The organism is Paracoccaceae bacterium, assembly GCA_033344815.1.
In the GTDB taxonomy this organism is placed as follows: domain Bacteria; phylum Pseudomonadota; class Alphaproteobacteria; order Rhodobacterales; family Rhodobacteraceae; genus Roseobacter.
The window spans coordinates 2,197,166-2,213,683 of the sequence record JAWPMR010000001.1 but is presented as its reverse complement, the minus strand read 5'-3'; the positions used below and the strand labels follow the sequence as shown (position 1 = coordinate 2,213,683).

Here is a 16,518-nt window from a genome sequence, read left to right as displayed (position 1 = left end):
AGTATAAACCCATGTTTGCCTCCACGCTCTCCTTTTTCTGGCCGCTGAGCACTCCTGATCGCAGCGCTCAAAAGCCGCCCGCGCCGCGTCCATCACCCGTTTTCATTGGCGATGCGGTGCAACCGTGGGGTCAGGAAACCATGCTGTTGAGCATTCTCCAGAACGCGCAGAAAGAGGACTAGCCGGTTGCATAAGTCGGATGGAACATGCCCTTGGGAGAGAGCGTGAAGATCTCAGCCCCGTCCGACGTTACACCGACGGAGTGTTCAAATTGTGCTGACAAGAATCTATCTCGCGTGACGGCTGTCCAGTCATCCGCCAGTGTCTTGGTCTCTGGACGCCCGAGGTTGACCATAGGTTCAATGGTAAAGAACATGCCCTCTTCCAAAACCGCGCCTGTGCCTCGATTTCCATAGTGCAGAACGTTGGGCGGGGCATGGAACACGCGGCCAAGTCCGTGGCCACAGAAGTCTCGTACCACCGACAAGCGTTGGCTCTCGACATAGGTCTGGATCGCATGGCCGATGTCGCCGAATGTATTGCCTGGCTTGACGTTCTCGATACCTTTCATCAGTGCATCATGTGTGACTTGAATGAGTCTTGCTGCCTTTTTGGGCGGTGACCCTGCGACATACATTCTGCTGGTATCCCCGAACCACCCATCAACGATCACCGTCACGTCAATATTGACGATATCGCCCTGCAGCAATTTGTCGTCAGCGCGGCGTTTTTCCAGATCCTTGGAAACGGTTTCGCTGGCGTTTTTAGGTATGGGCGCGCCCGGGATGCCATGGCAAACCACATGGTTCACCGAAATGCAGCTGGCATGCTTATAACCCTTGTAGCCAATGGTCGCCGACGTCGCCCCCGCGTCTTCCACCATTTCGGTGATCGCTTTGTCAATGGCACCGGTCGACTGGCCCACGAAAACCAAAGCCGCCATTTCATCAAGGATTCGCGCCGCCAATGCGCCCGCAGCATGCATGCCTGCGAAGTCGGCTTTTTCGTATATGCGTATGCCGTCTTTGGTGTGACGGCCCCGAAGGTCTTCGTTCACGCAAGTGCTCCATCATCTGTATTACGTGTGCTTTTAACGCGCAACATATCGAAGGACCAGAGGATCCTCAGATCGAAATTTTCAACGCGTCCGCCATTATAATGGCTTCAGGTGAAATATTTGTACGATAGCATAGAGTTTCAACACCTGCCGCTTGCGCTGCATGATAAGCAGCGCTGTAAGTTGGATCAATATCCCGGGCGAGGTCAAAATGGGTGCAGTCAGTGCGCTGAACCAGATAGAGCATCACGGCGCGATGACCCGCCGCCGCTACTTTGGCCAGCTCATCAAGATGTTTGGCGCCTCGCGCCGTCACGCTGTCCGGAAATTCAGCCAGGCCCGGCTGGCGCGACAGAGTCACGCTTTTTACCTCGAGGTAAACATCCGGCAATTCGCGGGCCTGAAGCAAGAAATCGATCCGGCTGTTTTGACCATATTTCACTTCGGGGCGGATCACATCATATGCCGCAAAGGGAAGTAACGTTTGTGTTTGCAGGGCAGCTTTCAAAGCGCGATTTGGCAGCGAGGTATCTACGCCGGTAAAGTGGCCATTTCCATGATCCACCAGTCGCCATCCGTATTTCAGTTTCTTTTTTGGATCGTCATTTGGTTCAAGCCAGACACGTGTGCCCGGATCAGCAAGACCCATCATCGAACCGGGATTGGCGCAATGTGCTGTGACCTCGGTGCCGGATCCTTCCAAAACACAGTCAGCAAGGAAGCGTTTATACCGCCGGCTCAGCCGTGCAGGAACAAGATCGGTTTGAAAGCGCATGAGTGCAGGTTTATACCTCGCAACAGGTAAGACGCAAGGAGTGCGAAGCGATGCCCAACCCAACGGCAGCCATGCTGGTGATCGGCGACGAAATTCTGTCCGGTCGGACACGTGACGCCAATATGTACCATCTCGCAGGCAAGCTCACCGAGGCAGGGATTGATCTGCGTGAAGTGCGGGTCGTGAGCGATGACCGGTTTGCCATCATACAAGCGGTTAAGGCGCTTTCCTCCGACAATGACCACGTTTTCACCAGTGGCGGGATTGGGCCAACGCATGATGACATCACAGCCGATTGTATCGCGGAGGCATTTGATAAACATATTGATGTGCGCGAAGATGCGCGCCGTATTTTGCAAGCACACTATGCTCAAACGGGTATGGAGCTGAACCAAGCGCGTTTGCGAATGGCACGAATACCCGACGACGCGCAATTGATCGAAAACCCGGTTTCACGGGCACCGGGTTTCACGCTCGGGAATGTGCATGTAATGGCGGGGGTTCCGTCGGTGTTTCAGGCGATGGTTGAAAGTTTGTTGCCTACGCTGACCGGTGGGGCGCCATTGGTATCAGAAACCCTGCGAATTGAACGTGGGGAGGGTGATATTGCAGGGCCTCTCGGCGTGCTTGCCGCAGAGTATCCAACACTCAGCATGGGGTCTTATCCGTTTCAACTCAAAAGCGGACAATATGGGTCTAACGTGGTGATCCGTGGATCAGATGCGACTTTGGTGCATGTCGCTCTTGAACGTCTGTCCGCGTTGTTTCTGGAATGAACCCGGATCGGTTTTATTCGGCTATCGATGCGACCTGGCCTGCGGCTGAAACAGCGATGGTGGACCCGTGGCTATTGCGACGCGGTGCGGGGGGTGGCAAACGAGTGTCATCCGCGACCGCTCATGGATCTGTGCAACAGCCAGACGTGGAACAGGCCGTGGTCGCCATGGACAATTGGGGTCAGGACCCGCTCTTTATGATCCGCCCTCATGATCAGGAGCTGGACGCGCTGCTGGCGGCACAAGGGTACGGCATTATTGATCCGACCAATGTTTATAGCGTTGCCATCGAGCGCCTTACGGAAGTTCCGCTGCCGCGTGTTACGGCCTTTTGCATTTGGGAGCCTTTGGCCATCATGTGCGAAATTTGGGCGAAAGGCGGGATCGGACCTGAACGCATTGATGTCATGGAGCGTGCGCATGTGAAGACCGGTATTCTGGCTCGCTGGAATGAAAAGCCCGCCGGTGCCGCTTTTGCAGCGGTGGACGGTGACATATGCATGGTGCACGCTGTTGAGGTCCTGCCCGGACAGCGCCGTCAGGGCGTTGCGCAATGGATTATGCGTGCTGCGGCTTTTTGGGGACAAAAACATGGTGCCTCCCATATGTCGGTCTTGTGCACCGCGGCAAACCGCCCCGCGAACAAACTCTATTCCTCTCTGGGCTTTGAACGGGTGGGGCATTACCATTACCGTCACAAAGCTGCTTAAGGATAATGAGACATGGCTGACACTGCACCCCCAACGGCCCTGAATCTGCCTATGGTGGATCCACTCCCGGCTCCGACGCAAAAATATTTTGATGTGTGTCAGGACAAACTGGGTATGATCCCGAATGTCTTGCGTGCCTATGCCTTCGACATTGACAAACTGGATGCGTTTACAGGCATGTACAACGATCTGATGCTGGCGCCATCTGGCCTGAGCAAGCTGGAGCGTGAAATGATCGCGGTCGTCGTTTCCTCGGTGAACAAGTGCTTTTACTGTCTTGTCGCGCATGGCGCCGCCGTTCGGGCAATGTCCGGTGATGCCATGCTCGGCGAAGCGCTGGTGATGAATTATCGCGTGGCCAAACTGGACGCCCGCCAACGCGCCATGCTTGATTTCGCAGCTCTGATGACATCATCCAGCGCCACCATAGAGGAAAGCGACCGTGACGCTTTGCGACAAGTTGGCTTCACGGATCGCGATATCTGGGACATTGCCAATGTCGCGGGCTTTTTCAACATGACTAACCGGGTGGCGAGCGCGACGGCAATGCGACCGAATGATGACTATCACGCGCAGGCGAGATGAGCCTGAAGCATGCTTTCCTGACCGGGTTTGCCCTCTGCCTTATCGCTGGAGCGTCGTCGGCGCAGCTTGCCTTGCCTGATGCGGCACGCCTGACCGTCGAACGGGCCACGCAACCGGATAGTTTTGCGGCACCCATTGGCGTATTTTCCGATGGTGTTGTGCCGTTCCAAACGGTGGAAGGATCCATAACGCGAAGAGCATGGCGCATAGATTCAAGCGGATTGACGACCTTGCAGGTTATCGCTCCGCTGAGGGCTCAGATCGAGAGCCTGGGGTATGTCTTGGCATTTGAATGTGAGAACACGTCTTGCGGTGGATTTGACTTCCGTTTCGCAGTCGAAGTCCTTCCGGGTCCGAATATGTACGTGAACATTGCCGCTTACCGCTATCTGACGGCGTTCAAAGGTCCACGCGATGCACCGGTCGAAGCCATCAGCGTACTTGTATCTGTGACCAGCGCGTCTGCCTATGTTCAAATCATCGAGGCGGTTGCGGGATCACAAATCAATCCAAATCCGATCTCATCCTCAGCAAGCCCTCCAACAGATCCTCTCCTGCCCGATAGCGACAGAAGTTCTCAACCGCAATCAGACGAGTTCGTGGATCAGGGGTTTGCGATCCTGGAGGATCTTGATTTTGCACCAGGGACAACAGACTTGGGCGCGGGTCCGTTTGCATCGCTGGAGCGACTTGCCGCTACCTTGACAGAACGTCGTGATCTGCGCGTGGCGCTTGTGGGACACACGGACACTGTGGGTGCCTTGGATGTGAATATCTCTTTGTCCCGCGCACGCGCACGTTCAGTTCGAACCCGGCTTATTGAGGAATATGGTATTGACGCAGGCAGGTTGGACGCCGAAGGCATGGGTTATCTGGCGCCTGTGGCAACAAACCTGACTGCGGCGGGACGCCGTCAAAACCGCCGCGTCGAAGCCGTTATTTTGAACGTTGAATGACCCGGGAAAGGCTTACCAGTCAGCAGGGCCTTTTTCCGCAAAGGCATGTACGAGAAAATCGATAAATGCGCGAACTTTGGGCTGTGTGAAGCGCCCGGGCGGATAAACTGCATAGATGCCCTGGCTCTCTATGGGTAATTGCGGGATTGCGTCTTCCACGAGGCCTTTGTCCAGTGCATCCGCGTATAGAAAACTGGGCAAATAGGCGATGCCAAGGCCCGAAATTGCGGCATTCAACAGGGATTGTCCGTCATTGACGCTCAACCAACCGGCGGTACGAACCTGACGTTTTTCACCAGATGGTGCCGTGAGCTTCCAGACATTGCCAGAGGATTGGGCTGAATAGTGCAGCAGTTTATGATTATTCAAATCGTCAATTTTTTCCGGGCGCCCGTGTTTTTTGAAATAGCACGGGCTGGCAATCATGCGTTTGGTGGTTTCAGTCAGTTTGCGCGCCCTGAGACTGCTGTCTTCGAGTTCCCCGATGCGTACGGCCATGTCAAAACCTTCTGAAATCAGCTCGACATAGCGGTTGTTCAAAACCATGTTGACTGTGATGTCCGGAAAATCCGACAGAAATTCGCTGAGGACCGGGGACAAATGGTTTACGCCAAAATCTGTCGCCACCGAAATGCGCAAAAGGCCGGAAGGCGCGCTTTGCATAGAGGTCACCAGAGCATCTGCTTCACCTGCATCATTCAAAACCCGGCGCGCCCGGTCGTAATAAGCCAATCCGATTTCGGTTGGACTGACGCGGCGCGTGGTCCGATTTAGCAGGCGTGCACCAAGCCGCGCTTCGAGGGAGGAGACATGTTTCGAGACGGCGGATTTTGAAATCCCCATTTTGCGGGCTGCGTCTGTGAAACCGCCTTGGTCCACTACTGTGGCAAAGGCTTCCATTTCTGCTAGGCGATCCATTGCCATCTCCCAAACCACTTTCCTAGCTTCAATGTGCTCGCCAATTCAGGCGTAAATGCGGCAGAGGTGAGACAATACAGAGGTTTCCGTGCGGATCGTTCCGATCATGGAAACAAGATAGTACCCTTCCAATGGGCTTTGAAAGTCACGGAGATCTCGCGAAAACCTCTGCGGCTTACGGCAAGGGTGCCGCGTCTACATCACATATCACAAGGAACGGATGGCGCGGGCGACTTCGGTGCAGTGTCCGCGGTCTTTCGGACATAACCGTCGGCGGATCAGACAGTATGATGCACTGGGCAACCGGTGTCCCGCCGGGACGTCTATACGCAATCTAAACCAGTGGCTCTCGCCAAAGCCCGGCACTCGCGCACGCTTGAGCGTCAGCCCGGGCGCCTGCCGCAGATCATTCAGGTCAAGCCCCACGGCACTGGATACCGGTTGCAATTGATTGATCCTGTCGGCCCTGCTTGGATCGGCGGTACGCAACGTGTCTGGTTTGCAAAGCACCTGATAGCTGGTTACGAAATTTTCCCAGCCTTCGGCGGTGTGAGGCCGCATCAAATCTACTGAGATCAGGAGCGCGCTTATGCTCGATCTTGCGGCCGACCCCGCCACAAACACGCCGGACCTGCCATGGCCCCTCTGCACTTCGGGCCATTCAGGCAATTGCGGCGTCGCAGGTTCGCTGGCAAGGACTTCTCGTCGCAACGATTTGACGTCAAGAATGATGGCTGTCAGACGCGCGCTAAGCGAAAGGTCATGACCCAATGCCGTTTCCATACGACGGCTCGGGTCGATGCTCGACTCACCGGCGAGGTAGGCCTTCAGGCCTTCATCTGTGATATGAGTAGGCTTCGCTCATTGGGCGGACCTTTGTTCATCCGGCATCTTGAGGTTCAGTGTTTTTCGTGCGGCGGACAAACGGTTCACTACGGTGCCAATAGGCATTTTCATGATTTCGACGGCCTCGCGGTAACTCATTCCCTCGACCTAAAACACTACATAGCCCTGTGCCTCTGGAAAGTCGTTTTTGACCTTAAACACTTTAGAAACGAAGGTATTCGCCTCGGTACTGGCATTTTCCTGATCTTCAAAATCCTGTTGTTCTATGGGAACAAGCCTGCCAGCAGTGCGTATCTTGCGGGTTCGCAGGTCATACAGTCAGAGGCGATGCGCCATACGCATCATCTAGCGGTCAAGGTGTGTTCCCGGCTTAACCCAATCTGATTTCTCGATGGCTCTGAAGCAGGTTACCGTGCAACCAATTCATCCCAATCCTTGCGGCCGTTCAAGGAAATGCAAAATCTCCAAAGCACAGGGTAGACCTCTGGCAGATCATCGCTTACCGCTTTGTTGCACGCCTTTCTTCTTCAGAAGTTGATTTCGCTCATCCCACACCCGGCGTTGAGCCAAACCATGCCAATTCTGATGTATCAACACCGCGGATCAGGCGCGTCTGTGGTCACATTCCGTCCAAGGCCCGTCGCTGGTATGCCTTTTCACTATAAAATTGCGGCAAGGCGGGTGCCTTGATCAATAGCGCGCTTTGCATCCAGTTCTGCGGCGACATCAGCCCCGCCGATTACGTGACAGGGCGTTCCCTGTGCTTCCAGAACGTCGGCAAGCGTGCGATCCGGGAGCTGTCCTGCGCATAATACGATCGTATCTGCCTCAATCAGCGTTGGCTTTTCACGGCCTTCACCGAAAGATACCATGATGCCGCCTTCCTCGACCCGTTCGTAATTTACCCCCGCAATCATTTTCACCTCTTTCATCGCCAATGCGGCGCGGTGAATCCAGCCGGTCGTTTTCCCAAGCCGTTTTCCAGGTTTTTCGGCCTTGCGTTGCAACAGGGTGATCTGGCGTGCAGGTGCTTGCGGTTGCGGGCCTTCAGGCGCCAATCCGGCGCGGTGTTCTGCGGGGTCGGCAACGCCCCATTCTCGCATCCAATCTGGTAGGCTTGTGGTCGGGCTGATACCTTCGTGCACCAGAAATTCTGCCACATCAAATCCAATGCCACCCGCACCAATGATTGCCACGCGTTTGCCAACAGGCACTTTCCCGCGCAAAACGTCGATGTAATTTACCACATTTGGCGCATTTTGCCCGGGAATTTCCGGATCACGCGGTACCACTCCTGTCGCGACGATCACCTCGTCAAATTCTGCAAGATCTGCGGCAACCACATTTTGACCCAAATTCTGCGTTATCCCAAGATCGGCGACTATCGTGCTATACCAATCCACGAGCCCCCAGAACTCTTCTTTGCCAGGCACCTGCTTGGCCATATTCAACTGGCCACCAATTTCCTGAGCGCGATCAAAGAGTACGACTTTGTGCCCCCGTTCGGCGGCGGTTACCGCCGTGGACAGACCAGCCGGACCGGCGCCCACCACGGCGATGGATTTGGGATGATCCGTTCGCGTGATCACCAACTCAGTTTCATAACAGGCGCGCGGATTGACCAGACAACTGGATATTTTGCCACTGAAGGTATGATCCAGACAGGCTTGATTGCAGGCAATGCAGGGAGCAATCTGAGCGGATTTGCCCGCCTTTGCCTTGGCGACAAAGTCAGCATCCGCCAACATCGGGCGCGCCATGGATATCATATCCGCACAGCCCGTTGCCAGCACCTCCTCTGCCACGTCGGGTGTGTTGATCCGATTTGACGTGATGATCGGGATACTGACCTTCCCCATTAGTTTTTTGGTTACCCATGCGAAGGCCGCCCGTGGAACAGAGGTGGCAATCGTCGGGATGCGGGCTTCATGCCAGCCGATACCCGTATTGATGATCGTCGCACCCGCTTTTTCGATCTCTTGTGCCAACTGCACAACTTCGTCGTGGGTCGAGCCATTTGGCACCAGATCGATCATCGACAGGCGGTAAATGATTATGAAATCTGTACCAACGGCCGCACGGACCCGTCGCACGACCTCAATAGGAAGACGCATTCGGTTCTCATAAGATCCCCCCCATGCGTCATCACGCTTGTTGGTATGCGTCACCAGAAACTGGTTCAGAAAATACCCTTCTGACCCCATGATTTCCACACCGTCATACCCTGCTTGTTGGGCACGCTCGGCACAGGCGACGATGTCACCGACTTGTTTTTCGATGCCCTCTTCGTCAAGAGCGGCGGGTGGGAAGGGCGAGATCGGCGATTTGATCGCAGAAGGTGCCACGCATTTGGGTCCGTAAGCATAGCGCCCTGCGTGCAGGATCTGCATGGCAATTTTGCCGCCAGCGTCATGCACCCGCTGCGTAATTACACTGTGATTGTCTACGTCTTGCTGGCTGGCCATCATCGCCGCACCGGGCAATACAGAGCCTTCAAGGTTTGGGCCGATTCCGCCGGTAACCATCAGCCCGACCTCACCGCGCGCGCGTGCAGCATAGAATTCCGCAACGCGGTTCCAATCCCGAGTTTCTTCAAGACCGGTATGCATGGACCCCATCAGCACGCGGTTTTTCAATGTGGTAAAGCCCAGATCGAGCGGCGCCAGAAGATGTGGATAATTGGCCATGATGAACCCTCCCCGGTTATGGTTGTGTTGAGATCACATTTTCACATATCTGCTGTCACGTCGAACGCGGCGTCACTTTGGCAATAACAACCGAGAGGCTATAGGATGCTGCTGCGATGGGCGAAACCGCAAGATTCGCCGGAACTGGCGCAGGTGTTCTATGCAGCGGTGCGCAAGGGGGCGAGCCCTTATTCGCAAGAGCAGCGTATTGCGTGGTTATCCACCCCGCCCTCAGGGAAGCCCTGGACCGACCGGCTCGCCAGAATGGATGTCTTAATTGCGGAGAACGATCGCCAGATCATGGGTTTTATGAGTATTGAGGCGGGGGGCCACATTGACCTTGCATTCATCCGGCCAGAGCATCAGGGGTCTGGTTTGTTCCGCCGACTTTATGCCGATATCGAATTAAAAGCACGCAAGGGGGGTGAGCCGCGATTGTGGACCCACGCAAGCCTCATGGCGCAACCAGCCTTTAAGGCGATGGGTTTTGTCGTTATCCATCATGAAACGGTTGCGCGCCACGGGCAAAATCTGAGGCGCGCCAAAATGGAGAAACCGCTCACATGACGCCTGAAGAGATTGCAAAACTGCCTTATCGCCCTTGTGTGGGCGTTATGTTGATCAATGCCAAAAAAGAAGTCTTTGTTGGTCAGCGCCGCGACAGTCAGATTGCAGCATGGCAGATGCCCCAAGGTGGCATTGATAAAGGGGAGCCCGCCCGGGACGCCGCATTGCGCGAGCTTTGGGAAGAAACAGGTGTGACGTCTGATCTGGTGGATATCGTTGCGGAAAGCGATCAATGGTTGCCCTACGAGTTGCCATTTGATCTGGTGCCCAGGCTTTGGAAGGGCCGGTACCGCGGGCAAAAACAGCGCTGGTTTCTGTTACAGTTCAATGGGGAAGACAGCCATATCAACATCGCAACAGAACATCCGGAGTTTTCTGAATGGCGCTGGCTGGCCGCGCATGATCTTGTGGATAATATTGTGCCCTTCAAACGTGATGTTTACGCTGCGGTCATGGCGGAATTCGGGGATTTGATCTAAGGCCGCAGCAGCGGGATATTCGGCCCCGCTGTGACTGGCAATATGCCGCTCACACGCGGGTCGTTGTCAATTTCGACGGCCTGGCGGACTGGCAAGAACCCACTGCGCCGATAAAAATCAAGCGCCTGAGGGCTATCGATTGTGCAAGTGTGCACGTGGAATTTTGTGATCGGTCGTTGCCAGGCCTTCGCTATCGCTTCGTTCATCAGGTATCTACCCGATCCGGTGCCTATGAGTTCGGATGTCAGTCCGAAATATGCCAACTCGCAGGCCCCTTTTTGGCGAAAGTCGAGCTCCAGCAAGGCTTCGTCCCGACCATCGCGGCAGAGCGTAAAGATCTCGACATCCGGGGCTTCGATGATTTCCCGCAGAGCCGCGTCATCCAAGGTCAGCCGACCGAACCAGAGCCAATCAAGGGAACCGACGCGTCGGAATATGTCGCGGTACCAGTCCAGATCGGGGGTGGCACGGTGAAATGTCACGCCCTCAGGCAAGGGGATGTTTTTGGTTTCCACACGCGTCGTCATCTCCAGATAGGTCACGATCATCGCGACCTTTCCGGCAGGCACGTCATGAAAGCCATCGCTCAACAATGTCAGACAAGACCTTCCTTGTGGAAGACTTCCTTCATGTCGATCTGAGGTCGTGGCCCGACGTGGCTGATGACTTCTGCGGCGCAGAGGTTGCCCATGCGGGCGCAAATCTCCAGATCTCGCCCCGTCGCCAAACCATAAAGGAACCCGGCGGCAAATTGATCTCCCGCGCCGGTGGCATCCACGGGGATGACCTCTTGGACAGGCACGTCAATGCGTTTCCCCTCAGACAGGACCGTGACGCCGTCACCTGATCTGGTACACACGACCAAAGGACAGATATCTGCGGTTCTGGCAAGCGCCGTCTCAAGGTCAGTTTCAAACAGCGATTTGATTTCGTGTTCGTTGCCAATGACATAATCCAGATCATGTTCGATCAGAGAAAGGAAATCCGCCCGATGGCGCTCCACGCAGAACGGGTCCGAAATAGCGATCCCGGCGATGCCATTGCCTGCTTTGGTTGCGCGTGCCGCTTCACGAAAGGCAGTTTTGCCGGCATCGTGATCAAACAGATAGCCTTCCAAAAACATGATCCGCGCGTTCCCTGAAACGTTTATTGGCACATCAACCGACGTTAGCCCCGTTGAAATGCCCAGATAGGTGTTGAGGGAACGCTCGCCGTCAGGCGTTACAAAAATCATGCACCGGGAAGTCGGGGTATCACCGTCCAAAACGGGAGGGTTCACAAAATCAATTCCATTGTCGGTCATGGCGCTGGCATAAAACCTGCCCAATGCATCATCACGCACGCGCCCGATGAAGGCCGTTTGCAATCCTAACGATCCAACGCCCGCCACAGTATTGGCCACAGCACCGCCCGGCGTTTGAAGCCGATCATTCATCGCACCAAAGAGCTTTTCAGATCGATCCTGATCGACCAGTTGCATGATGCCTTTTTCGATCCCCATGTGATCGAGAAACGTATCATCCGCATGGGTGATCACATCGACAACGGCGTTTCCGATGCCAACAACTTCGTAGGTTTTCATACTGTTTTATCCTCAAATGGACAGAGATCGCGGATGATGCAGGTTGGACACATAGGCTTGCGGGCCTTGCAATGATACCGCCCATGCAAAATCATCCAGTGGTGGGCGTGAAGCTGAAAATCAGCTGGGATATTGTCTTCGATCGCACGTTCTACCGCCTCGACGGTTTTGCCAGGGGCAATCCCTGTACGGTTACCGAGGCGAAAAATATGTGTGTCGACAGCTTGGGATGGAAACTGCCACCACATATTCAGAACCACATTAGCGGTTTTGCGACCCACCCCCGGTAAGCCTTGCAGAGCCGCACGGCTGTTGGGGACTTCGCCATCGTATTCGCGGACCAGAATTTCACTAAGCTTGATGACATTTTTGGCTTTTTGGCGAAAAAGGCCAATCGTCTTGATGTGCTCTGTTACGCCTTCTAGGCCAAGATCGAGCATCTTTTGCGGTGTGTCTGCAATGGCAAATAACTTGCGCGTCGCCTTGTTTACGCCCGCATCCGTCGCCTGAGCGCTCAGCGCAACGGCGACAACCAGCGTATAGACGTTAACATGTTCCAGTTCCCCCTTTGGTGCGGGATCTGCCTCCTGAAAACGGGAGAATATCTCCCGTATAGAATGATAACCAAGCTGCTTTGCCATATGCCCGGTATGCGAGGATTTCCTATGCGGAGCAAGGCCAACCAGACGTATTGCATGAGATCTGATGCAAAACCGTCGCGTTGCTCCAGGGCGACATTGTTGACCTGAGTGTTTGGATTGACCTTCTGGCGGTGTCTGCAGTTTCGGTGAGGCAGCCTTAAGTTTGACACAAAAGAGGATGAAAAAAGCTGTTTGTTTCAAGAACGGCCTGTTCGTCGCCTCACCATCGATTGCACAGCGAGAACTTCACGAGGGGCCGATGAGGTGTGACGATTCCTGAGCTGGGGATGCGATGCAGCACTAGACCGTCCAGGAACAGAATTTCGGGCTGCGCCGTTGGTCCCAGCGCCAATCGTACAAGCGCAGAAAACTGTCACCCAGACAGATGACAGGCGTGTTGCCACCCCCGTCAAAGTCAGGGAGTAAGTCCCTGCAGTTGTCTTTGCCTGCTACTAATTCTAGGCAACAGACAAATGATCCCGATGCTGTTCAATGACCGAGTTATGGCGGCAGTGTGAACCGATCAGGATCTTGTCGTTTCGGAGTGTTGGGGAGGGAGCCATGCGCCTTGGGATGGGTACCAAACGGCTTCAAGGATGCAGCTCTGTTGGGTAGATCAATGCAAATGCCTGAAGAACGATGAGGGATGTTCATGCAAGACTTTTGGCACAGCAGTGGCCCCGTCATTAGCGCCGCAAAAAAGCTGAGGTGATTTTGGTCAAAACCCGCTCGACTGGACACATCACAAGGGGACATTGCGTGGCAGGCTTCGGTTAAAATTCCGATGATGGCTTCGTTTCAAGCGCGCTGCGACATTGGGAACTCAATCCCGGAATTCCGACCGATAGGTGTATCCGGCGGCACCAAAGCCACGGACGGAATTGCATTTACATGTCTCGACACCACCACGAAAATTTCCACGGTAAGGCACGTTGTTGCTGCGCGCCGCCCTATCAACGGCGAAACGGGAGCAATCCCAGACGAAACCAATTGGTGGCCTCAGGGTGAGTTGATTACTGGAAAAACTATATCGGCGGATAGGAAAGCAGTGAATGGCCGGCAAAAAAAACAAGTTCTACAATCGCCGCATATCCCCGATGTCACGGAACGGTCTTCGACGAGCAGTTCAATGACGTGCAAACCGCAGGTTTCGGGTCGCCAGTACGGCGCGATCCTCATAAAAGAAACATATGACACATCATCAATCTCTCCCCGATGCATCCGAAGCAGCCTATCATTATCAAGTGGTGCGACGCGCCATCGACTTGATTGATCAGTCTGAAGATCAACTTTCACTGGATGAAATTGCCACAGAAATGGGAATGAGTACGGCTCATTTCCAACGGGTTTTTTCCCGTTGGGTTGGTGTATCGCCAAAACGCTATCAGCAATATCTGAAATTGGATCATGCCAAAAACCTGTTGCGCGATCGGTTTACAACGCTTGAGGCATCACATGCTGTTGGCTTGTCCGGCAGCGGGCGGTTGCACGATCTGTTTGTGCGGTGGGAAGCAATGAGTCCGGGGGATTTCGCGCGCGGTGGTTCAGGGCTGACAATCTTTTGGGGCTGGTTTGAAAGTCCGTTTGGTCCCGCGATTGTCATGGGAACTGAAAAGGGCATCTGTGGTATGGGATTTGCCGCCGAGATGGGTGAAGAGGCCGCACTTCAGGATCTATTGTCGCGTTGGCCCAAAGCGGAATTCAAAGAAGATCCAATGATGCTGCGCCCTTGGGTTCTGAAAGCTTTTGGCGCGGGAGACGGGCAACTGGATACAGCACCGCTTTACTTGATTGGAGCGCCGTTTCAGATCAAAGTGTGGGAGGCGCTTCTCAGCATCCCCTCGGGACAGGTCACAACCTATTCCGAAATTGCACAGGCCATCGACAAGCCGCGTGCCGTGCGCGCCGTTGGGACTGCTGTTGGCCGCAATCCGATCAGTTGGCTGATCCCATGCCATCGCGCCCTGCGTAAATCCGGCGGTCTGGGAGGGTATCACTGGGGTTTGCCGATGAAGCGCGCAATGCTTGCTTATGAGGCCGTACGCGCGGAGAGTTGAACGTGCGTGTTGCAGGCGGGTTGCTGCCGACGCTTTTTCCCCCTTGGTTTGGATCGGAACGCGCGCCATATATACTGAGTTCACACAAAGACCCCGCCCGAACGGGGCCGCAACCATTGAAGGCAGTATAATATGACATTTTCACGAGCTTCGTTGATCCTTGCCCTGTCCGGCAGCCTGGGTCTGGCGGCATGCACGGACCCAAGCCAGATCGGTGCCAATTCCAGCAACCCCAAAACACAGCAAGGAGCGCTGATTGGCGCAGGTGCAGGTGCGCTTCTGGGGGCTCTTTCCAAAGGTGATGGCAATCGCGGGGATGGGGCACTTGTTGGTGCGGTCGTCGGTGGCGCGCTCGGTGCAGGCGTAGGTTATTCGCTGGACAGACAAGAAGCAGAATTGCGTGCACAGCTCGGGAATGACGACGTTACGATCACAAACACTGGCGACCGTTTGATCGTAAGCCTGCCCCAGGACATCCTGTTTGCAACCGATAGTGCGGCAGTGCGCCCAGATCTGCAAAATGACCTTTTCACCGTTGCGGGCAACTTACAGCAGTATTCCCAATCCACAGTTCAGATCATCGGTCACACTGACAGCGATGGCGAAGCCGGTTACAATCAACAGCTTTCTGAACGACGGGCCAGCGCTGTTGGCGGTGTCCTTACGAATGCTGGTGTATCCGGTGCGCGCATTCAAACCTTTGGGCGCGGTGAAAGCCAGCCTATTGCCAGCAATTTGAATGCAGAAGGAAAAGCTCAAAATCGTCGTGTGGAAATCGTCATTCTTCCAACGGCTTCTTAGTTTTTCTCAGAAATTGTTGTTCAAAGAGCCTCGGTTTGCCGCCGAGGCTCTTGTCTTTTGTGACCCCGGCATCAAGCTCTTGTGAGAGACCAACTGTTTGAAAGACGCTCAATGCCAAAATATTCACTTATCGGCCTGTCGGGATCCCTCCGTGCAAATTCCGCAAACACAAAATTACTGTCAGAAGCGGCGCGCCTGTTCGAGGCTGAAGAGTTCACACTCGCGGATCTGCGGTTACCGCTTTATGACGGTGATCTCGAGAGCAAAGATGGAGTTCCCGAAGCGGTTCAGGCCCTGTCAGAAAGTATCTTGAGGGCTGATGCGGTCGTGATTTCAACACCGGAATACAACAAAGCACCCTCAGGGGTTCTCAAAAACGCGTTGGATTGGATCAGCCGAACCAAGGCCAAACCGTGGAATGGTAAACCGCTTGCCGTGATGTCCGCGTCTGCGGGTCGCTCCGGCGGGGAACGTGCTCAGATGGTTTTGCGTGGGTATATGGTGCCTTTTCGCCCGTGCATTTTGCAGGGCCCCGAAATTCACCTTGCTGACTGCAACAATCAATTCGATGAAAGAGGCCATCTCAAGGGAGAAATCTACATACGCGAGCTTACGACACTGATGAAAGCTCTGCGCGAGGAAATTGAGCGTTAGCCCTGTGGAACGGAAACTTCGATCAGGTTGTGATCAGGATCTCTGAGATAGATCGAGATGATAGACCCTATTGCGCCTGATCTTTGAACTGGCCCGTCCTCAATCTCAATCTGATGTGTGGTCAGATGATCCATCCAGGCCTCAACCGGCGCATCTGTCAAAAAACACAGATCCGCCGTTCCCGGATGAGCATTTTGGGCTCTTGGTTCGAATTCACGCCCTTGCTGGTGAAGGTTGATCTTGCTTTGACCGTACAAGAGAGCCCACCTGCGGGTTCCGTCTGATACCTGAAATTGCTCGCCGCGCATGCCCAGAACTTGCGTGTAGAACCGAACCGTGTCCGGTATGCTTTTTACGGTCAAGACCAGATGATCGAGCGCGCGAACGCGGCATTGGATACTGGCGTGCTCCATCGTGTAGTCCCCGA

At 54.6% G+C, this 16,518-nt stretch carries 20 protein-coding genes; 10 read left to right on the top strand and 10 right to left on the bottom strand.

The features are described from left to right. The first annotated feature begins 11 nt into the window (after window positions 1-11). Complete coding sequence (locus R8G34_10330) at window positions 12-182, top strand: hypothetical protein (protein MDW3223266.1); 171 nt, start codon at window positions 12-14, stop codon at window positions 180-182. On the opposite strand, the gene map is transcribed toward R8G34_10330, so the two are convergent. Together map and sfsA are read right to left on the bottom strand one after the other, a co-directional pair. Beyond that, window positions 179-1,057 (bottom strand): type I methionyl aminopeptidase, encoded by an 879-nt coding sequence (gene map / locus R8G34_10325; GenBank protein ID MDW3223265.1) that lies wholly within the window; start codon window positions 1,055-1,057, stop codon window positions 179-181. The genes R8G34_10330 and map overlap by 4 nt on opposite strands. Window positions 1,058-1,124: 67 nt before the next feature. Further along, window positions 1,125-1,832 carry a DNA/RNA nuclease SfsA gene (gene sfsA / locus R8G34_10320; GenBank protein ID MDW3223264.1) on the bottom strand — a complete coding sequence of 236 codons (708 nt, stop codon included), beginning with the start codon at window positions 1,830-1,832 and terminating at the stop codon, window positions 1,125-1,127. Window positions 1,833-1,882: 50 nt separating this feature from the next. Here sfsA and R8G34_10315 point away from each other — a divergent pair, with 50 nt between their 5' ends. From R8G34_10315 to R8G34_10300, 4 genes are read left to right on the top strand one after another with little or no spacing between them, the layout of a single operon-like run. Next, complete coding sequence (locus tag R8G34_10315; protein ID MDW3223263.1) at window positions 1,883-2,608, top strand: molybdopterin-binding protein; 726 nt, start codon at window positions 1,883-1,885, stop codon at window positions 2,606-2,608. Next, window positions 2,605-3,318, top strand: coding sequence for a GNAT family N-acetyltransferase (locus R8G34_10310; protein ID MDW3223262.1), 714 nt, complete (start codon window positions 2,605-2,607; stop codon window positions 3,316-3,318). Before R8G34_10315 ends, R8G34_10310 begins: the two co-directional genes overlap by 4 nt. Window positions 3,319-3,330: 12 nt before the next feature. Beyond that, on the top strand, window positions 3,331-3,903 hold the full coding sequence (locus R8G34_10305) for a peroxidase-related enzyme (protein MDW3223261.1): 573 nt from the start codon (window positions 3,331-3,333) through the stop codon (window positions 3,901-3,903). Next, the gene (locus tag R8G34_10300; protein ID MDW3223260.1) at window positions 3,900-4,859 is read left to right on the top strand and encodes an OmpA family protein; all 960 of its coding nucleotides are present in this window, start codon (window positions 3,900-3,902) and stop codon (window positions 4,857-4,859) included. Before R8G34_10305 ends, R8G34_10300 begins: the two co-directional genes overlap by 4 nt. A gap of 12 nt (window positions 4,860-4,871) precedes the next feature. On the opposite strand, the gene R8G34_10295 is transcribed toward R8G34_10300, so the two are convergent. From R8G34_10295 to R8G34_10280, 4 genes are all read right to left on the bottom strand, one after another. Beyond that, window positions 4,872-5,777: a LysR family transcriptional regulator gene (locus R8G34_10295; GenBank protein MDW3223259.1), complete on the bottom strand. Its 906-nt coding sequence runs from the start codon at window positions 5,775-5,777 to the stop codon at window positions 4,872-4,874. Between the two features lie 207 nt (window positions 5,778-5,984). Beyond that, on the bottom strand, window positions 5,985-6,560 hold the full coding sequence (locus R8G34_10290; protein ID MDW3223258.1) for a hypothetical protein: 576 nt from the start codon (window positions 6,558-6,560) through the stop codon (window positions 5,985-5,987). Between the two features lie 78 nt (window positions 6,561-6,638). Further along, entirely contained in the window at window positions 6,639-6,761 is a 123-nt protein-coding gene (locus tag R8G34_10285) for a hypothetical protein (protein MDW3223257.1), read from the bottom strand. Between the two features lie 521 nt (window positions 6,762-7,282). Further along, on the bottom strand, window positions 7,283-9,310 hold the full coding sequence (locus R8G34_10280; protein MDW3223256.1) for an NADPH-dependent 2,4-dienoyl-CoA reductase: 2,028 nt from the start codon (window positions 9,308-9,310) through the stop codon (window positions 7,283-7,285). A gap of 105 nt (window positions 9,311-9,415) precedes the next feature. Between R8G34_10280 and R8G34_10275 the strand changes: the two genes are divergently transcribed. After that, window positions 9,416-9,877, top strand: coding sequence for a GNAT family N-acetyltransferase (locus R8G34_10275; GenBank protein MDW3223255.1), 462 nt, complete (start codon window positions 9,416-9,418; stop codon window positions 9,875-9,877). Further along, window positions 9,874-10,356, top strand: coding sequence for an RNA pyrophosphohydrolase (locus R8G34_10270; protein ID MDW3223254.1), 483 nt, complete (start codon window positions 9,874-9,876; stop codon window positions 10,354-10,356). Before R8G34_10275 ends, R8G34_10270 begins: the two co-directional genes overlap by 4 nt. Here R8G34_10270 and R8G34_10265 read toward each other — a convergent pair. The 3 genes from R8G34_10265 to nth are packed head-to-tail and all read right to left on the bottom strand — an operon-like array spanning window position 10,353 to window position 12,579. After that, window positions 10,353-10,949: a GNAT family N-acetyltransferase gene (locus tag R8G34_10265; protein MDW3223253.1), complete on the bottom strand. Its 597-nt coding sequence runs from the start codon at window positions 10,947-10,949 to the stop codon at window positions 10,353-10,355. The two genes, R8G34_10270 and R8G34_10265, sit on opposite strands and share 4 nt — an antisense overlap. Before the next feature lie 2 nt (window positions 10,950-10,951). Continuing rightward, window positions 10,952-11,938 (bottom strand): adenosine kinase, encoded by a 987-nt coding sequence (locus tag R8G34_10260; protein MDW3223252.1) that lies wholly within the window; start codon window positions 11,936-11,938, stop codon window positions 10,952-10,954. Then, complete coding sequence (nth, locus tag R8G34_10255; GenBank protein ID MDW3223251.1) at window positions 11,935-12,579, bottom strand: endonuclease III; 645 nt, start codon at window positions 12,577-12,579, stop codon at window positions 11,935-11,937. Before nth ends, R8G34_10260 begins: the two co-directional genes overlap by 4 nt. 1,190 nt (window positions 12,580-13,769) lie before the next feature. On the opposite strand from nth, the gene R8G34_10250 reads away from it, so the two are divergent. From R8G34_10250 to R8G34_10240, 3 genes are all read left to right on the top strand, one after another. Continuing rightward, on the top strand, window positions 13,770-14,636 hold the full coding sequence (locus tag R8G34_10250) for a bifunctional helix-turn-helix domain-containing protein/methylated-DNA--[protein]-cysteine S-methyltransferase (protein MDW3223250.1): 867 nt from the start codon (window positions 13,770-13,772) through the stop codon (window positions 14,634-14,636). A gap of 132 nt (window positions 14,637-14,768) precedes the next feature. After that, entirely contained in the window at window positions 14,769-15,437 is a 669-nt protein-coding gene (locus tag R8G34_10245) for an OmpA family protein (protein MDW3223249.1), read from the top strand. A 111-nt stretch (window positions 15,438-15,548) separates the two neighbouring features. After that, window positions 15,549-16,091 (top strand): NAD(P)H-dependent oxidoreductase, encoded by a 543-nt coding sequence (locus tag R8G34_10240; GenBank protein MDW3223248.1) that lies wholly within the window; start codon window positions 15,549-15,551, stop codon window positions 16,089-16,091. Here R8G34_10240 and R8G34_10235 read toward each other — a convergent pair. Further along, a complete protein-coding gene (locus R8G34_10235; GenBank protein MDW3223247.1) occupies window positions 16,088-16,504 on the bottom strand; it encodes a VOC family protein in 417 nt (138 codons plus the stop codon). The two genes, R8G34_10240 and R8G34_10235, sit on opposite strands and share 4 nt — an antisense overlap. Window positions 16,505-16,518 lie beyond the last annotated feature (14 nt).

Excerpts from the sequence above, each read along its gene's own strand:
- R8G34_10245 (MDW3223249.1), top strand. The coding sequence starts at position 14,769 with ATGACATTTTCACGAGCTTCGTTGATCCTTGCCCTGTCCGGCAGCCTG.
- R8G34_10250 (MDW3223250.1), top strand. The coding sequence starts at position 13,770 with ATGACACATCATCAATCTCTCCCCGATGCATCCGAAGCAGCCTATCAT.
- R8G34_10290 (MDW3223258.1), bottom strand. The coding sequence starts at position 6,560 with ATGGAAACGGCATTGGGTCATGACCTTTCGCTTAGCGCGCGTCTGACA.
- nth (MDW3223251.1), bottom strand. The coding sequence starts at position 12,579 with ATGGCAAAGCAGCTTGGTTATCATTCTATACGGGAGATATTCTCCCGT.
- R8G34_10300 (MDW3223260.1), top strand. The coding sequence starts at position 3,900 with ATGAGCCTGAAGCATGCTTTCCTGACCGGGTTTGCCCTCTGCCTTATC.
- R8G34_10260 (MDW3223252.1), bottom strand. The coding sequence starts at position 11,938 with ATGAAAACCTACGAAGTTGTTGGCATCGGAAACGCCGTTGTCGATGTG.
- R8G34_10240 (MDW3223248.1), top strand. The coding sequence starts at position 15,549 with ATGCCAAAATATTCACTTATCGGCCTGTCGGGATCCCTCCGTGCAAAT.
- R8G34_10295 (MDW3223259.1), bottom strand. The coding sequence starts at position 5,777 with ATGGATCGCCTAGCAGAAATGGAAGCCTTTGCCACAGTAGTGGACCAA.
- R8G34_10330 (MDW3223266.1), top strand. The coding sequence starts at position 12 with ATGTTTGCCTCCACGCTCTCCTTTTTCTGGCCGCTGAGCACTCCTGAT.
- R8G34_10270 (MDW3223254.1), top strand. The coding sequence starts at position 9,874 with ATGACGCCTGAAGAGATTGCAAAACTGCCTTATCGCCCTTGTGTGGGC.
- R8G34_10305 (MDW3223261.1), top strand. The coding sequence starts at position 3,331 with ATGGCTGACACTGCACCCCCAACGGCCCTGAATCTGCCTATGGTGGAT.
- R8G34_10235 (MDW3223247.1), bottom strand. The coding sequence starts at position 16,504 with ATGGAGCACGCCAGTATCCAATGCCGCGTTCGCGCGCTCGATCATCTG.
- R8G34_10310 (MDW3223262.1), top strand. The coding sequence starts at position 2,605 with ATGAACCCGGATCGGTTTTATTCGGCTATCGATGCGACCTGGCCTGCG.
- sfsA (MDW3223264.1), bottom strand. The coding sequence starts at position 1,832 with ATGCGCTTTCAAACCGATCTTGTTCCTGCACGGCTGAGCCGGCGGTAT.
- R8G34_10275 (MDW3223255.1), top strand. The coding sequence starts at position 9,416 with ATGCTGCTGCGATGGGCGAAACCGCAAGATTCGCCGGAACTGGCGCAG.
- R8G34_10315 (MDW3223263.1), top strand. The coding sequence starts at position 1,883 with ATGCCCAACCCAACGGCAGCCATGCTGGTGATCGGCGACGAAATTCTG.
- R8G34_10285 (MDW3223257.1), bottom strand. The coding sequence starts at position 6,761 with ATGAGTTACCGCGAGGCCGTCGAAATCATGAAAATGCCTATTGGCACC.
- R8G34_10280 (MDW3223256.1), bottom strand. The coding sequence starts at position 9,310 with ATGGCCAATTATCCACATCTTCTGGCGCCGCTCGATCTGGGCTTTACC.